Below are 16,088 nucleotides of genomic sequence, written 5' to 3' on the forward strand. Positions count from 1 at the left end.
ACTCCGGCGCCCGCGACAGATCGGTTTAAGTCCAAATTACTCTTTGATGGTGACGACGATGCCGGCACCGACGGTGCGGCCGCCTTCACGGATGGCGAAGCGCAGCTTCTCTTCCATGGCGATCGGCACGATCAGCTCGACATCGACCGTGATGTTGTCGCCGGGCATCACCATCTCGGTGCCTTCCGGCAGCGACACGATGCCGGTCACGTCGGTCGTGCGGAAGTAGAACTGCGGACGGTAGTTGGTGAAGAACGGCGTGTGACGGCCACCTTCGTCCTTGGTCAGGATGTAGGCTTCGGCCACGAACTTCTTGTGCGGCTTCACCGTGCCCGGCTTGGCCAGAACCTGGCCGCGCTCGACACCCTCACGATCAACGCCGCGCAACAGCGCGCCGATGTTGTCGCCAGCCTGGCCCTGGTCGAGCAGCTTGCGGAACATTTCGACGCCCGTGCAGGTCGTCTTGGTCGTCGGACGGATGCCGATGATCTCCAGTTCCTCGCCGACCTTGACCACGCCGCGCTCGACGCGGCCAGTGACGACCGTGCCGCGGCCCGAGATCGAGAACACGTCCTCGATCGGCATCAGGAACGGCTTGTCGAGCGGACGAACCGGCGTCGGGATGTAGGCGTCGACCGCAGCCATCAGCTCGCGGATCGCGTCCTCGCCGATCTTCTTGTCCGAATCTTCCAGAGCGGCCAGCGCCGAACCCTTGACGATCGGAATGTCGTCGCCGGGGAATTCGTTCTTCGACAGCAGTTCGCGAACCTCGAGCTCGACCAGTTCGAGCAGCTCGGCGTCGTCGACCTGGTCGACCTTGTTCAGGAACACGACGATCGACGGCACGCCGACCTGACGGGCAAGCAGGATATGCTCGCGGGTCTGCGGCATCGGGCCGTCGGCGGCCGACACGACCAGGATCGCGCCGTCCATCTGCGCGGCACCGGTGATCATGTTCTTCACATAGTCGGCGTGGCCGGGGCAGTCGACGTGGGCATAGTGGCGGTTGGCGGTCTCGTATTCGACGTGAGCCGTCGAGATCGTGATGCCGCGCGCCTTCTCTTCAGGCGCCGCATCGATCTGGTCGTAGCGCTTGTATTCGCCAAAATACTTGGTGATCGCCGCCGTCAGCGACGTCTTGCCATGGTCGACGTGACCAATCGTGCCGATGTTCACATGAGGCTTGGTGCGCTCGAATTTACCTTTTGCCATGTGATGTCTCCAATCCTGCTCGCCCGTGCGGGCCTTGATTTAAGTTACTGCTGCAACCCGTCGGGGTTACGCGTATTTCTTCTGGACTTCCTGGGCGACCGCGGTCGGCACAGGCTCGTAGTGATCGAACTGCATCGTGTAGGCCGCGCGGCCCTGGCTCATCGAGCGCAGGTTGTCGACATACTTGAACATGTTGGCGAGCGGCACCATCGCGTTGATAACCACCGCGACGCCACGTGCTTCCTGGCCCTGGATCTGGCCGCGACGGCCGTTCAGGTCACCGATGACGCTGCCGACGTAATCTTCCGGCGTGACGACCTCGACCTTCATGATCGGCTCGAGCAGCTGCACGCCGAGCTTGGGCGCGGCTTCACGGAAGCAGGCACGGCCGGCGATTTCGAAGGCGAGCACCGAGGAGTCGACGTCGTGGTATGCGCCGTCGATGAGCGTCGCCTTGACACCGATCATCGGGAAGCCCGCGAACGGACCCGACGACATGACGCTGTTGATGCCCTTTTCGACACCCGGGATGTATTCCTTCGGAACCGCACCGCCGACGATCTTGGTATCGAACTCGAACTCGGGGCTTTCCGGGTTCGGCTCGAACAGGATCTTGACGCGGGCGAACTGACCGGTACCGCCGGTCTGCTTCTTGTGCGTGTAGTCCTGCTCGTGCTTGCGAGTGATCGTTTCACGGTAAGCCACCTGCGGCGCACCGACGTTGGCTTCAACCTTGAACTCGCGGCGCATGCGGTCGACGATGATGTCGAGGTGAAGCTCGCCCATGCCAGAAATGATGGTCTGGCCTGATTCCTCGTCGGTCTTGACGCGGAAGGAGGGGTCCTCGGCGGCCAGGCGATGAAGGGCCAGGCCCATCTTTTCCTGGTCGTTCTTGGTCTTCGGCTCGATGGCGATCTGGATGACCGGATCGGGGAATTCCATGCGCTCGAGGATGACCGGGTGCAGCGGATCGCTCAGCGTATCGCCGGTGGTGGTGTCCTTGAGGCCGGCCAGGGCGACGATGTCGCCGGCAAAAGCCTCTTCGACGTCGGCGCGCGAGTTCGCATGCATCTGAAGCATGCGGCCAATGCGCTCCTTCTTGCCCTTCACGGTGTTGTCAACCGAGATGCCCTTGGTGAGCTTGCCCGAGTAGATACGGGCAAAGGTCAACGAACCGACGAACGGGTCGTTCATGATCTTGAAGGCGAGCATCGAAAGCGGCTCGTTGTCGTCGGCGTGACGCTCGATCTCGGCATCGGTCTTGGCATCGACGCCCTTGATGGCCGGAACATCGGCCGGCGACGGCAGGTATTCGACGACGGCGTCGAGCAGCGGCTGCACGCCCTTGTTCTTGAAGGCCGAGCCGCAGAACATCGGGTAGAACTTCACCGCGATGGTGCCCTTGCGGATCAGCGCGCGGATCTCGTCATTCGACGGCATCTTGCCTTCGAGGTAATTCTCAAGCGCCGTCTCGTCCATTTCGACGGCGGCTTCGATCATCTTCTCGCGATATTCTTCCGCACGAGCCTGAAGGTCGGCCGGGATCTCGACGACGTCCCAGGCAGCGCCCAGCGTCTCGTCGCGCCAGACCAGCGCGTTCATCTCGACCAGGTCGACGACGCCCTTGAATTCGGTCTCGGCGCCGATCGGCAGCTGCATGACGACGGCATGCGCGCCGAGGCGCGAACCGATCATTTCGACCGAGCGGTAGAAGTCGGCGCCGATCTTGTCCATCTTGTTGCAGAAGATCATGCGCGGAACGCGGTACTTGTCCGCCTGGCGCCAGACGGTTTCCGTCTGCGGCTCGACACCGGCATTGGCATCGAGCAGCGCAATGGCGCCGTCAAGCACGCGCAGCGAACGCTCGACTTCGATGGTGAAGTCGACGTGTCCGGGGGTGTCGATGATGTTGAAGCGGTGCATCTTGCCGTCACGAGCCTTCCAGAAGGTCGTGGTCGCGGCGGACGTGATGGTGATGCCGCGCTCCTGCTCCTGCTCCATCCAATCCATGGTGGCAGCGCCGTCGTGCACTTCGCCGATCTTGTGCGACTTGCCCGTGTAATAGAGGACGCGCTCGGTGGTCGTCGTCTTGCCGGCGTCAATATGCGCCATGATACCGAAATTGCGGTAGTCTTCGATTTTGTATTCGCGGGCCATCGTAGCTGCCTCTCAGTCTCGTTCGCGCTTTACCAGCGGTAGTGCGCGAAAGCGCGGTTGGCTTCTGCCATCTTGTGGGTGTCTTCACGCTTCTTCACGGCGGTGCCGCGGTTGTTGGCCGCGTCCATCAGCTCGCCGGAGAGGCGGTCGACCATGGTGGTCTCGTTGCGGTTGCGGGCCGCGGCGATCAGCCAACGGATCGCCAGCGCCTGGCGGCGCTCGGGGCGCACGTCGACCGGAACCTGGTAGGTGGCGCCGCCGACGCGACGCGAACGCACTTCCACATGCGGCGCGACATTGTCGAGCGCCTGGTGGAAGACGGTGACCGGCTCCTGCTTGGTCTTCGACTGGACCTGGTCCAGCGCGCCGTAGACGATGGTCTCGGCAACCGACTTCTTGCCGTCATACATGACGGCATTCATGAACTTGGTGACGATCAGATCGCCGAACTTGGGATCCGGGTTGATCTCACGCTTTTCTGCACTGTGACGACGCGACATGGCTTTTGTCTCTCAATCTCGTAGCCCGGCGCATTCAAGCAGCACCAAGGCCGAAAAATCTTACTTCGGACGCCTTACTTCGGACGCTTGGCGCCGTACTTCGAACGGCGCTGCTTGCGGTTCTTCACACCCTGCGTGTCGAGCACGCCGCGGATGATGTGGTAGCGCACGCCCGGAAGATCCTTGACGCGGCCGCCGCGGATCATGACCACGGAGTGCTCCTGAAGGTTGTGACCTTCGCCGGGGATGTAACCGATCACTTCAAAACCATTGGTCAGGCGGATCTTGGCCACCTTGCGCAGCGCCGAGTTCGGCTTCTTCGGCGTCGTTGTATAGACGCGCGTGCAGACGCCCCGCTTCTGCGGGTTCTGCTGCATGGCCGGGACCTTGTTGCGCTTCACCGGCGCAATGCGCGGCTTGCGGATCAGCTGGTTGACGGTAGGCATTAAACCCTCTTGTCTCTCAATTCCGTATCTCGTGCCGGTCAAGGCTCGCTCAAAGCGTCATTTCCATACGCAAATTCGGGCCACAAACCGCGCCTCGCGGTCTTGCCCGAACAAATCGCAGAGGAAGCGGAAACCGCTTCGTGCACGCCGGAAATGTCTTTTCGCTCGTAAAACGAACCCTGTTTGAGGCAAACTCCAAAGCGTGTCGCTTCGGAAGGGAGAGCCTCACATCGGTTCTGACTGGGCGGCTTCTACTCGTAAGCCCGCGAACCGTCAAGCCCGCAGTGGCAAATATTGCATCGAAGCCGGGACTTGGCAGCCATGCGAAAACCGCATGTAATTTTCTTTCGCGATTTTGCAATACCGAGGAAGAAAGTGACCGGCTTCTGGCTTTTGCGCGCCCTTTCTCTATGCGAAAAGGCGGCCTGAGCACTCAACATCCCCTCGCCCGCGCTTGCCAGGAGGAATCAGCCGTGAACGACAACGAAGAACGCCCGGTCACCATCATCACCGGCCGGGTGTGGAAGCGCAAAGGCGGCAAGGTGGAAGGCGTGCATGTCATGCTGGTCGCTCCTGATGACGATTCGGCGGTGCGACGCGCCCTCGAATCGCTGGCGGCGGAAGGCTATGCCGAAGCCGAGCTCGACCAGATCGGCGATATGGACGGGGTGCCCGACGACGAGCCGCATCTGTCGGCCTACCAGGGCGCGCTCGAAGGCGAAGTGTCGATCGTCACCTTCGACGCGCCGATCTGATCATGGCGTGTCATGGGCGCGGTGTCCTTCCTTGCCCTCCTTGCCGTGACGCGATTCGTTCGGATAGCCGGCACGGCCGACGCTTGCCCGTCATGGCCGATCTGCTAAGAGACGCGCAGTCGTCCAAACCCGGCGGAGCCTCATGTCCTCATCCATCTCGCCCATCAGAATCGGCATTGTCGGCGTCGGTAAGATCGTCCGCGACCAACACCTTCCCGCCCTGGCCAAGGATCGGGATTACCAGCTGATCGCGGCGGCCAGCCGGCACGGCAAGGTCGATGGCATTGTGAATTTCCCCGACATCGAGACGATGCTTGGCGTGGTCCCCGAACTCGATGCAGTGTCGCTGTGCATGCCGCCGCAGTTCCGCTATGAAGCCGCGCGCAAGGCGCTCGAGGCTGGAAAGCACGTTTTCCTGGAAAAGCCGCCCGGTGCCACGGTCAGCGAGGTCGAGGACCTGAAGGCGCTCGCGGCGAAACAAGGCGTCTCACTGTTCGCAAGCTGGCATTCGCGCTACGCGCCGGCGGTCGAAGCGGCGCGGATATTCCTCGCTTCGACCAAAATCAAATCGGCGGCGATCGTCTGGAAGGAAGATGTACGCCGCTGGCACCCAAACCAGGACTGGATCTGGCAGCCTGGCGGCTTCGGCGTCTTCGATCCCGGCATCAACGCGCTGTCGATCGCAACCTACATCCTGCCGGCCATGTACATCACTTCGGCCGTGCTCGACTTTCCGGTGAACCGTGACGCGCCGATCGCGGCCCAGGTCGCGTTCCGGGCAGCGAACGGATCGGATGTGACGATGGATCTCGACTGGTTGCAGACCGGACCGCAGAGTTGGGACATCCTGGCCGATACGGATGCCGGACAGATGGTGCTCTCGGGTGGCGGCTCGAAGCTCGCCGTCGATGGCAATATCGTACACGAGGAGCCGGAAGCGGAATATCCGATGCTCTACCGGCGCTTCGCCGAAATCGTGCACGCCGGGACGTCGGATGTGGACCTTGCGCCGCTCCAGCACGTTGCCGACGCCTTCATGCTGGGCAAGCGCAGCGTGGTCGAGGCGTTTTTCGACTGAGGTCGCCAGGCCGCCCTGGCGTCAGTCGACAACCGCAATCGCAAACCCGTCATAGCCCTTGGCGCCCACCGTCTGGATGGCGGTGCCGTCCAGCCGTCTGTCGCCACCGATGAATGAAAATGCCGCGCGGGCGCCCTCGACATTGGCATCGCGTCCATCTTCATCCAGAACGGCACCATCGCGGATGACGTTGTCGCAGACGATGACCGTTCCTGACCGCGACAGCCGCAAGGCCCAGGCCAGATAGTTCGGGTTGTTCGGCTTGTCCGCGTCGATGAAGACGAGATCGAACGGGCCGGCATTCTCGCCGCCCAGTTCTGTGAGCGACTGGAGCGCCGAACCGACACGCAGTTCCACACGGTCCGCAACCCCTGCCCGCTCGAAATTCGAGCGCGCGACCTTGGCATGGTGCGGATCGAGTTCGAGTGTCACGACCTTGCCGTCAGCAGGCAATCCCCGCGCCATCCAGATGGTCGAATAGCCACCCAGCGTGCCGATCTCGAGCACCTTCTTCGCGCCGCTGATGCGCACCAGCAGCGAGAGCAGCTTTCCTTGCGCCGCCGAGACGTCGATCGCCGGCAGGCCCTGGCGGCGGTTGGCCACCAGAACCGCGTCGAGAACGGGATCCGCCTCGAAGAGAGAAGAAACGATGTAGTCATCGACAGCCGTCCAGGTCTTCGTGTTCATCCGCTTTCCTCCGATCGCAAAAATGAAAAAGCCGCCGGGTTGCCCCGACGGCTTCTGTTGCCTGAGATTTTTGCCGCCGCGCCTACTGCGCGGCGGTTGTCATGTCCGCCAGCATCGGCTCGGCGACTTCCACACCGGAGGCCTTGCGGCGCTCGTCGATGATCAGTTCGTCGCGCGAGGTGGCGATGCGCCGGATCTGGCTCATCGTGCCGCCGGTACCGGCCGGGATCAGCCGGCCGACGATGACGTTTTCCTTCAAGCCCTGCAGCATGTCGGTCTTGCCGGCAACCGCGGCTTCCGTCAGCACCCTGGTCGTCTCCTGGAAGGAGGCGGCCGAGATGAAGGACGGCGTCTGCAGCGATGCCTTGGTGATGCCCAAGAGCACCGGCTGGCCTTCGGCCGGCTTCTTGCCGTCCTCGACCAGGCGCTCGTTGACCTCTTCCAGTTCAATCACATCGACGTGGTCGCCCGGGATATAGGTCGAGTCGCCCTGCACCGTGATCTCGACCTTCTGCAGCATCTGGCGAACGATCACCTCGATGTGCTTGTCGTTGATCGAGACGCCCTGCAGGCGGTAGACTTCCTGGATCTCGTTGACGAGGTAGGAAGCAAGTGCCTCCACGCCCTTGATCGCCAGGATGTCGTGCGGCGCCGGGTTGCCGTCGAGGATGTAGTCGCCCTTCTCGATGACGTCGCCGTCCTGGAGATGGAACGGCTTTCCCTTCGGGATCAGGTACTCGACCGGCTCGAGCGTCGAGTCATGCGGCTCGATGATGATGCGGCGCTTGTTCTTGTAGTCGCGGCCGAAGCGGATCGTGCCATCGATCTCGGCGATGATGGCGTGATCCTTCGGACGACGTGCCTCGAACAGTTCGGCAACACGCGGCAGACCGCCGGTGATGTCCTTGGTCTTGGCGCTTTCCATCGGGATACGCGCCAGCACGTCGCCGGGACGAACCTGAGCACCCGGCTCGACCGAGAGAATGGCCTCGACCGAGAGCAGGAAGCGGGCGTCGCCACCCTTCGACAGCTTGCCGACCTTGCCCTTGGAGTCCAGGATGGCAATCGCGGGCTTGAGGTCGTTGCCACGCGGCGTCGAACGCCAGTCGATGACCTCACGCTTGGTGATGCCGGTCGATTCGTCGGCCGTTTCCTGAACGGAAATGCCGTCGACCAGATCCTCATACGACACCTTGCCCTCGATTTCAGTGAGGACAGGACGGGTATAGGGATCCCACTCGGCGATACGCTGACCGCGCTTCACCTTGTCGCCATCGTCCACGAAGATGCGCGAACCATAGGTGACTCGGTGCGTGGCGCGCTCCTTGCCGGCTTCGTCGAGGATCAGCACCGCCATGTTGCGGCCCATGACCATCTGCTGGCCGTCCGAGTTGCGCACCACGTTGCGGTTGCGGATCTCGACCTTGCCCTCATAGGAGGCTTCAAGGAACGAGCTATCCACCACCTGCGCCGTACCGCCCATGTGGAAGGTACGCATGGTGAGCTGCGTGCCCGGCTCGCCGATCGACTGCGCCGCGATGACGCCGACGGCTTCGCCCTGGTTGACCGGGGTGCCGCGGGCCAGATCGCGTCCGTAGCAGACCGCGCAGACGCCGATCCTGACTTCGCAGGTCAGGGCCGAGCGGATGCGGACCGACTGCACGCCGGCCTTTTCGATCTGCTCCACGTCACGCTCGTCCATCAGCGTTCCGGCCTTGACCAGAACCTCGCCCGACACCGGATGGGTGATGTCGTCGAGCGATGTACGGCCCAGTACGCGCTGGCCGACCGAAGCAACGACCTGACCGGCATCGACGATCGGCTGCATGGTGAGGCCCTTGTCGGTGCCGCAATCAACGGAGTTGACGATGCAGTCCTGCGCCACGTCGACCAGACGACGGGTGAGGTAACCCGAGTTCGCCGTCTTCAAGGCGGTATCGGCCAGACCCTTGCGGGCGCCGTGGGTCGAGTTGAAGTACTCGAGCACGGTCAGGCCTTCCTTGAAGTTCGAGATGATCGGCGTCTCGATGATTTCACCCGACGGCTTGGCCATCAGGCCGCGCATGCCAGCGAGCTGGCGCATCTGGGTGGGCGAGCCGCGCGCACCGGAGTGCGACATCATGTAGATCGAGTTCATCGGCTTCTGACGGCCGTTGTCCTCGAACTCGACCGCCTTGATGCGGGCCATCATTTCGTCGGCGACCTTTTCCGAGCACTTGGCCCAGGCGTCGACGACCTTGTTGTACTTCTCGCCCTGCGTGATCAGGCCGTCATTGTACTGCTGCTCGTACTCCTTGGCCAAAGCCTCGGTGTCCGACACCAGCTTGATCTTGGTGTCCGGGATCAGCATATCGTCCTTGCCGAACGAAATGCCGGCACGGCAGGCATGGGCAAAGCCGAGCGCCATGATGCGGTCGCAGAAAATGACCGTCTCCTTCTGACCGCAATGGCGGTAGACGGTGTCGATCATCTTGGAGATGTTCTTCTTGGTCATCTCCTGGTTGGCGGTCTCATAGGGCACGTTGACGTTCTTCGGCAGAAGCTCGCCAATGATCATGCGGCCAGGCGTGGTGTCATGGATCTTCGACACGACCTTGCCTTCGGCGTCGACCGTGCGGAAGCGGCCCTTGATCTTGGCGTGCAGGGTCACCGCCTTGGTCTCGAGCGCGTGCTGGAGTTCGCCCATGTCGGCAAACACCATGCCTTCGCCCGGCTCGTTCTGGTTGACGATCGAAAGGTAGTAGAGACCCAGGACCATGTCCTGCGACGGCACGATGATCGGCGCGCCGGAAGCCGGGTGCAGGATGTTGTTGGTCGACATCATCAGCACGCGGGCTTCCAACTGCGCTTCCAGCGACAGCGGCACGTGAACGGCCATCTGGTCGCCGTCGAAGTCGGCGTTGAAGGCCGTGCAGACCAGCGGGTGAAGCTGGATCGCCTTGCCTTCGATCAGGATCGGCTCGAACGCCTGGATGCCCAGGCGGTGCAGCGTCGGCGCGCGGTTGAGCAGCACCGGATGCTCGCGGATGACCTCATCGAGGATATCCCAGACTTCCGGACGCTCCTTCTCGACCAGCTTCTTGGCCTGCTTGACGGTCGAGGAGTAACCCTTGGCGTCGAGACGGGCGTAGATGAAGGGCTTGAACAGTTCGAGCGCCATCTTCTTCGGCAGGCCGCACTGGTGCAGCTTGAGCTCCGGACCGGTGACGATAACCGAGCGTCCGGAATAGTCGACGCGCTTGCCGAGCAGGTTCTGACGGAACCGGCCCTGCTTGCCCTTGAGCATGTCGGACAGCGACTTCAGCGGACGCTTGTTGGCGCCGGTGATGACGCGGCCGCGACGGCCGTTGTCGAACAGCGCATCGACGGCTTCCTGCAGCATGCGCTTTTCATTGCGCACGATGATGCCCGGCGCCCGCAGCTCGATCAGCCGCTTCAGGCGGTTGTTGCGGTTGATGACGCGGCGGTAGAGATCGTTCAGATCGGACGTCGCGAAACGACCGCCGTCCAGCGGGACGAGCGGGCGCAGGTCCGGCGGGATCACCGGAACCACCTTCATGATCATCCATTCCGGACGGTTGCCGGATTCCATGAAGTTCTCGACGACCTTGAGCCGCTTCAGATACTTCTTCTGCTTCAGCTCGGACGTGGTCGACGCCAGTTCCGAACGCAGGTCGCCGGCGATCTTCTCCAGGTCCATGCCGGCCAGAAGGTCATGAATGGCCTCGGCGCCGATCATGGCGGTGAAACTGTCCTCGCCATATTCGTCGACGGCGATCATGTACTCTTCCTCGCTGAGCAGCTGGTGCTCCTTCAGCGCGGTGAGGCCAGGCTCGGTGACGATGTAGTTCTCGAAGTAGAGGACGCGCTCGATATCCTTCAGCGTCATGTCGAGCAGGGTGCCGATGCGCGAGGGCAGCGACTTCAGGAACCAGATGTGAGCGACGGGAGCCGCCAGCTCGATATGGCCCATGCGCTCGCGGCGGACGCGCGACAGCGTGACTTCGACGCCGCACTTCTCGCAGATGACGCCCTTGTACTTCATGCGCTTGTACTTGCCGCACAGGCATTCATAGTCCTTGATCGGGCCAAAAATGCGCGCGCAGAACAGACCGTCACGCTCCGGCTTGAAGGTGCGGTAGTTGATGGTCTCCGGCTTCTTGATCTCGCCGAACGACCAGGACAGAATCTTCTCAGGGCTGGCAAGCGAAATCCGGATGGAATCGAACACCTGCGCAGGCGCCTGCGGATTGAAGAGATTCATGACCTCTTGGTTCATGCCGTTCTCCTTTTCGGGGTCCTCGAAAACCCCTTGCATCTAACGCGGGCCGAATGCCCGCTGAGTGGTCGGCCCACCGGCCGAAGAATTGGTACATCCGGTCGCGAGAGCCCTCTCCCGCGCCCGGATGTCTTGTTTACTCGGCCGCGCCCCTATTCGGCAGCATCGGGCAGCCGGATCGGGTTTTCGTCGAGCTTGGTGTTCTCGAGCTCGACATTGAGGCCGAGAGACCGCATTTCCTTGACGAGCACGTTGAAGCTCTCGGGAATGCCTGCCTCGAACGTGTCGTCGCCACGCACGATCGCCTCGTAGACCTTGGTGCGGCCGGCGACGTCGTCCGACTTCACCGTCAGCATTTCCTGCAGCGTGTAAGCGGCGCCGTAGGCTTCCAGTGCCCAGACCTCCATCTCGCCGAAGCGCTGGCCGCCGAACTGCGCCTTGCCGCCCAGCGGCTGCTGGGTGACGAGCGAGTACGGACCGATCGAACGCGCGTGGATCTTGTCGTCCACGAGGTGGTGAAGCTTGAGCATGTAGATATAGCCCATCGTCACCTTGCGATCGAACGGCTCGCCGGTGCGTCCGTCATAGAGCTGCGACTGACCGCTGGTGTGCAGGCCCGCCTGCTCCAGCATGATGTTGATGTCAGCCTCATGCGCGCCGTCGAACACCGGGGTCGCGATGGAGACGCCGCGGCGCATCTGCTCGCTGAGGCGAACGATGCTCTCGTCGTCATATTCGCGAACCGGCTCGTTGCGGTCGTTGGCCGGCATGAAGCTCTCGAGCGTCTTGCGCAGCGGCTTGATGTCGCCGGCTGTCTTGTACGCATCGATAAGCTCGCCGATCTTCCTGCCCATGCCAGCGCAGGCCCAGCCCAGATGCGTTTCCAGGATCTGGCCGACATTCATGCGGCTCGGCACACCCAGCGGGTTGAGCACGATATCGGCATGCGTGCCGTCCTCGAGGAAAGGCATGTCCTCGACCGGAACGATACGCGACACGACACCCTTGTTGCCGTGACGGCCGGCCATCTTGTCGCCGGGCTGCATCTTGCGCTTCACCGCCACGAAGACCTTGACCATCTTCATGACGCCCGGAGGCATTTCGTCGCCGCGCTGCACCTTCTCGACCTTGTCCATGAAGCGCTGTTCGAGCGCCTTCTTGGAATCGTCGTACTGGCCACGCAGGGCTTCCAGTTCGCTCTGGAGCTTTTCGTTCTCCACCGCAAACTGCCACCACTGCGAACGCGGATACTCGTCGAGCGTGTCCTTGGACAGCGTCGAGCCCTTCTTGAAGCCCTTCGGTCCAGCGATCGCTTCCTTGCCGACGAGAACGTCGGAAAGACGCGCATAGACGTTACGGTCCAGAATGGCCTGCTCGTCGTCACGATCCTTGGCGAGGCGTTCGATCTCCTCGCGCTCGATCGCCATGGCGCGCTCGTCCTTCTCCACACCGTGGCGATTGAACACGCGCACCTCGACGACGGTGCCGAAAGTGCCCGGAGGCATGCGCATCGAAGTGTCGCGCACGTCGGAAGCCTTTTCACCGAAGATGGCGCGCAGAAGCTTCTCTTCCGGCGTCATCGGGCTCTCGCCCTTCGGCGTGATCTTGCCGACCAGGATGTCGCCCGGCTGCACTTCCGCACCGATATAGACGATGCCGGCTTCGTCGAGGTTCTTCAGCGCTTCTTCCGAGACGTTTGGAATATCGCGCGTGATTTCCTCCGGACCGAGCTTGGTATCGCGCGCCATGACCTCGAACTCCTCGATGTGGATCGAGGTGAAGACGTCGTCGGCCACGATACGCTCGGAGAGCAGGATCGAGTCCTCGTAGTTGTAGCCGTTCCACGGCATGAACGCGACCAGCACGTTGCGGCCGAGCGCCAGATCACCAAGCTCGGTCGAGGGACCGTCGGCGATGATGTCGCCCTTGTTGACCCGATCACCCATGCGCACCAGCGGACGCTGGTTGATGCAGGTGTTCTGGTTCGAACGCTGGAACTTCATCAGCCGGTAGATGTCGACGCCGGACTTGCCCGGATCGAGATCCTCGGTGGCGCGGATAACGATACGCGTGGCGTCCACCTGGTCGACGATGCCGCCACGACGCGCGCCGATGGCGGCGCCCGAGTCACGGGCGACGATCGGCTCCATGCCGGTGCCGACGAACGGCGCCTCGGCGCGCACCAGCGGCACGGCCTGGCGCTGCATGTTCGAGCCCATCAGAGCGCGGTTGGCGTCGTCGTTCTCGAGGAACGGGATGAGCGCCGCGGCAACAGACACCATCTGCTTGGGCGACACGTCCATCAGGTCGACGTTTTCGCGCGGCGCCATCATCACTTCGCCGGCGCTGCGGCAAATGACGAATTCGTCGACGAAGCCGCCATTCTTGTCGAGCTCGGCGTTGGCCTGCGCGACATGGTGCTTGGCCTCTTCCATCGCCGAAAGATAGACGACGTCATTGGTCAGCTTGCCGTCGACGATCTTGCGGTACGGGCTTTCGATGAAGCCGTACTTGTTGACGCGCGCGAAGGTCGCCAGCGAGTTGATCAGACCGATATTCGGGCCTTCCGGCGTCTCGATCGGGCAGATACGGCCGTAATGCGTCGGGTGCACGTCGCGCACTTCGAAGCCGGCACGCTCGCGGGTCAGACCGCCCGGTCCAAGCGCCGAGAGACGACGCTTGTGGGTGATCTCCGACAGCGGGTTGGTCTGGTCCATGAACTGCGACAGCTGCGAGGAACCGAAGAACTCGCGCACGGCGGCGGCCGCCGGCTTGGCGTTGATCAGGTCCTGCGGCATGACCGTGTCGATCTCGATCGAGGACATGCGTTCCTTGATCGCGCGCTCCATGCGCAGCAGGCCGACGCGGTACTGGTTCTCCATCAGCTCGCCGACCGAACGCACGCGGCGGTTGCCGAGATTGTCGATGTCGTCGATCTCGCCCTTGCCATCACGCAGTTCGACCAGCGTCCTGACCACGGCCAGGATGTCGTCCTTGCGCAGCACGCGCACGGTGTCCTCGGCCTTGAGCTCGAGGCGCATGTTCATCTTGACGCGGCCGACGGCGGACAGGTCGTAGCGCTCGCTGTCGAAGAACAGCGAGTTGAACATGGCTTCGGCGGTCTCGAGCGTCGGCGGCTCGCCCGGGCGCATGACACGGTAGATGTCGAACAGCGCGTCCTGGCGGCTCTCGTTCTTGTCGACGGCGAGCGTGTTGCGGATATAGGCGCCGACATTGACATGGTCGATGTCGAGGACCTGGATCTCCTGCTCGCCGGTGCCGAGCAGCACCTTGAGCGTCTTGTCGTCGATCTCGTCGCCGGCCTCGAGGAAAATCTCGCCGGTGGCGTAGTTGACGATGTCCTCGGCCAGGTAGTTGCCGAGCAGATCCTCGTCGGTCGCCTTGATCGCCTTGAGACCCTTTTCGCCGAGCTGGCGTGCCTGGCGAGCGGTGATCTTCTTGCCCGCCTCGACGACGATCTCGCCGGTGTCGGCATCGACCAGGTCGCCGACGGCCTTGAGGCCGCGGAAACGCTCGACGTTGAAGGGAATGCGCCAATGGTCGCCGGCGCGCTTGTAGGTGATCTTGTTGTAGAAGGTCGACAGGATCTCCTCGCCGTCCATGCCAAGCGCCATCAGCAGCGACGTCACCGGAATCTTGCGGCGACGGTCGATGCGGGCGTGCACGACGTCCTTGGAATCGAACTCGATGTCGAGCCACGAGCCACGGTAGGGAATTACACGGGCGGCAAACAGAAGCTTGCCCGACGAGTGCGACTTGCCCTTGTCGTGGTCGAAGAAGACGCCCGGCGAGCGGTGCATCTGCGAGACGATGACGCGCTCGGTGCCGTTGACGATAAAGGTGCCGTTCAAGGTCATGAGCGGCATGTCGCCCATGTAGACGTCCTGCTCCTTGATGTCCTTGATCGACTTGGCACCGGTATCCTCGTCGATATCGAACACGATGAGGCGCAGCGTCACCTTCAGCGGCGCGGCATAGGTCAGGTCGCGCTGACGGCATTCGTCAACGTCGAATTTCGGTCCTTCGAACTCGTACTTCACGAACTCCAGCATGGAGGAGCCGGAAAAATCGGAGATCGGGAAGACCGACTTGAAAACAGCCTGCAGTCCTTCGTCGGGACGCCCGCCCTTGGGCTCGTCCACCATCAGGAACTGGTCATAGGATGCCTTCTGAACCTCGATAAGGTTCGGCATCTCCGCAACTTCCGGGATCTTCCCGAAGAACTTGCGTACGCGTCTGCGGCCATTGAAAGTCTGGGTCTGGGCCATCGTCGCTCCTTAGCTCTAAACTCGGGACGAACCTCGCCGCGGTTCGTCTTGCATACTGAGCCACCTGGGCGGCGGCTCTCTGTCTGTTCTCCGGCCGCCTCTCCAATTGCTTGGCGGTTACCGGCTAAAACGGGAGAAAACCCGTTTCCTGAAGGCCGGTTTACGGCCCTCAGGAAAGAGGTTTTCGTACATCTCGCGTCACGCAGCCTCCCCTGGTCACCCAAGGGAGTGGCGGACGGCGCGAGGCCGCCCGCCGCTTTTTACGCTTACTTCAGGTCGACCTTGGCGCCGGCTGCTTCCAGCTGCGCCTTGAACTTGTCAGCGTCGGCCTTGGAAACGCCTTCCTTGACCGGCTTCGGAGCCGCTTCGACCAGGTCCTTGGCTTCCTTGAGGCCAAGACCGGTGATGGCGCGGACTTCCTTGATGACGTTGATCTTCTGAGCGCCGGCCTCGGTGAGAACGACGTCGAATTCCGTCTTTTCCTCAACCGGGGCAGCAGCAGCGGCAGCACCGCCAGCAGCGGCAACCGCCACCGGAGCAGCAGCCGAAACGCCCCACTTTTCTTCCAGAAGCTTCGACAGCTCAGCCGCCTCGAGGACGGTCAGCTTCGAAAGGTCGTCTACGATCTTTGCCAGATCAGCCATTGTTGTGTTCCTTCGTTAGGTTCGAACGTGTGTTTTTGATA

Annotated in this window: 10 protein-coding genes; 2 read left to right on the forward strand and 8 right to left on the reverse strand. The window is 62.4% G+C overall.

What is annotated here, in order from left to right; genetic code table 11:
- Window positions 1–36: 36 nt before the first annotated feature.
- The 4 genes from tuf to rpsL form a co-directional block, all read right to left on the reverse strand.
- Entirely contained in the window at window positions 37–1,212 is a 1,176-nt protein-coding gene (tuf, locus tag FJ943_RS07355) for an elongation factor Tu (RefSeq protein WP_015317986.1), read from the reverse strand.
- 66 nt (window positions 1,213–1,278) lie between these two features.
- Window positions 1,279–3,369: an elongation factor G gene (fusA, locus tag FJ943_RS07360; protein ID WP_015317987.1), complete on the reverse strand. Its 2,091-nt coding sequence runs from the start codon at window positions 3,367–3,369 to the stop codon at window positions 1,279–1,281.
- Between the two features lie 29 nt (window positions 3,370–3,398).
- Entirely contained in the window at window positions 3,399–3,869 is a 471-nt protein-coding gene (gene rpsG, locus FJ943_RS07365; RefSeq protein ID WP_008875664.1) for a 30S ribosomal protein S7, read from the reverse strand.
- 74 nt (window positions 3,870–3,943) lie between these two features.
- On the reverse strand, window positions 3,944–4,315 hold the full coding sequence (gene rpsL, locus FJ943_RS07370) for a 30S ribosomal protein S12 (protein ID WP_006333356.1): 372 nt from the start codon (window positions 4,313–4,315) through the stop codon (window positions 3,944–3,946).
- Between the two features lie 473 nt (window positions 4,316–4,788).
- Here rpsL and FJ943_RS07375 point away from each other — a divergent pair, with 473 nt between their 5' ends.
- Both FJ943_RS07375 and FJ943_RS07380 read left to right on the forward strand, forming a co-directional pair.
- On the forward strand, window positions 4,789–5,070 hold the full coding sequence (locus FJ943_RS07375) for a hypothetical protein (RefSeq protein WP_015317988.1): 282 nt from the start codon (window positions 4,789–4,791) through the stop codon (window positions 5,068–5,070).
- Between the two features lie 154 nt (window positions 5,071–5,224).
- On the forward strand, window positions 5,225–6,148 hold the full coding sequence (locus FJ943_RS07380; protein WP_181174528.1) for a Gfo/Idh/MocA family oxidoreductase: 924 nt from the start codon (window positions 5,225–5,227) through the stop codon (window positions 6,146–6,148).
- 21 nt (window positions 6,149–6,169) lie between these two features.
- On the opposite strand, the gene FJ943_RS07385 is transcribed toward FJ943_RS07380, so the two are convergent.
- From FJ943_RS07385 to rplL, 4 genes are all read right to left on the reverse strand, one after another.
- Entirely contained in the window at window positions 6,170–6,835 is a 666-nt protein-coding gene (locus tag FJ943_RS07385) for an O-methyltransferase (protein ID WP_140720534.1), read from the reverse strand.
- A gap of 82 nt (window positions 6,836–6,917) precedes the next feature.
- Entirely contained in the window at window positions 6,918–11,114 is a 4,197-nt protein-coding gene (rpoC, locus tag FJ943_RS07390; protein WP_140620685.1) for a DNA-directed RNA polymerase subunit beta', read from the reverse strand.
- 152 nt (window positions 11,115–11,266) lie between these two features.
- The gene (rpoB, locus tag FJ943_RS07395; RefSeq protein ID WP_140666025.1) at window positions 11,267–15,403 is read right to left on the reverse strand and encodes a DNA-directed RNA polymerase subunit beta; all 4,137 of its coding nucleotides are present in this window, start codon (window positions 15,401–15,403) and stop codon (window positions 11,267–11,269) included.
- 266 nt (window positions 15,404–15,669) lie between these two features.
- Complete coding sequence (gene rplL / locus FJ943_RS07400; RefSeq protein ID WP_015317993.1) at window positions 15,670–16,047, reverse strand: 50S ribosomal protein L7/L12; 378 nt, start codon at window positions 16,045–16,047, stop codon at window positions 15,670–15,672.
- Window positions 16,048–16,088 lie beyond the last annotated feature (41 nt).

It is taken from the genome of Mesorhizobium sp. B2-3-10 (assembly GCF_006442275.1).
GTDB classification, from domain to species: domain Bacteria; phylum Pseudomonadota; class Alphaproteobacteria; order Rhizobiales; family Rhizobiaceae; genus Mesorhizobium; species Mesorhizobium australicum.

Bases quoted from the DNA above. Each gene is read 5' to 3' on its own strand.
- tuf (WP_015317986.1), bottom strand. From the start codon at position 1,212: ATGGCAAAAGGTAAATTCGAGCGCACCAAGCCTCATGTGAACATCGGC.
- fusA (WP_015317987.1), bottom strand. From the start codon at position 3,369: ATGGCCCGCGAATACAAAATCGAAGACTACCGCAATTTCGGTATCATG.
- rpsG (WP_008875664.1), bottom strand. From the start codon at position 3,869: ATGTCGCGTCGTCACAGTGCAGAAAAGCGTGAGATCAACCCGGATCCC.
- rpsL (WP_006333356.1), bottom strand. From the start codon at position 4,315: ATGCCTACCGTCAACCAGCTGATCCGCAAGCCGCGCATTGCGCCGGTG.
- FJ943_RS07385 (WP_140720534.1), bottom strand. From the start codon at position 6,835: ATGAACACGAAGACCTGGACGGCTGTCGATGACTACATCGTTTCTTCT.
- rpoC (WP_140620685.1), bottom strand. From the start codon at position 11,114: ATGAACCAAGAGGTCATGAATCTCTTCAATCCGCAGGCGCCTGCGCAG.
- rpoB (WP_140666025.1), bottom strand. From the start codon at position 15,403: ATGGCCCAGACCCAGACTTTCAATGGCCGCAGACGCGTACGCAAGTTC.
- rplL (WP_015317993.1), bottom strand. From the start codon at position 16,047: ATGGCTGATCTGGCAAAGATCGTAGACGACCTTTCGAAGCTGACCGTC.